The organism is uncultured Shewanella sp., assembly GCF_947501665.1.
Lineage (GTDB): Bacteria > Pseudomonadota > Gammaproteobacteria > Enterobacterales > Shewanellaceae > Shewanella.
Genome location: NZ_CANMWS010000102.1, coordinates 1 through 305 on the forward strand (window position 1 = coordinate 1; position 305 = coordinate 305).

2 tRNA genes are annotated in these 305 nt (G+C 48.9%); both read left to right on the forward strand.

From position 1 onward, the window contains the following. Positions 1-146 precede the first annotated feature (146 nt). Positions 147-223, forward strand: a tRNA-Arg gene (locus Q0976_RS24085). Between the two features lie 8 nt (positions 224-231). Next, positions 232-304: transfer RNA gene (locus Q0976_RS24090), tRNA-His, on the forward strand. Position 305 lies beyond the last annotated feature (1 nt).

Genomic DNA, 305 nt, shown 5'->3' on the forward strand with positions numbered 1-305 from the left:
GGTGATTAGCGCAGCCCGGTAGCGCATCTGGTTTGGGACCAGAGGGTCAGAGGTTCGAATCCTCTATCACCGACCACATTTTATTATTTGCAATTTAATGCGAATAATGATTAAAATATTTGATTGTAAATCATATTTACAGCAAAGCGCCCGTAGCTCAGTTGGATAGAGCATCCGCCTTCTAAGCGGATGGCCGCAGGTTCGAATCCTGCCGGGCGTACCATTTTTGTGGTGATTGTAGCTCAGTTGGTAGAGCCCCGGATTGTGATTCCGGTTGTCGTGGGTTCGAGCCCCATCAGTCACCC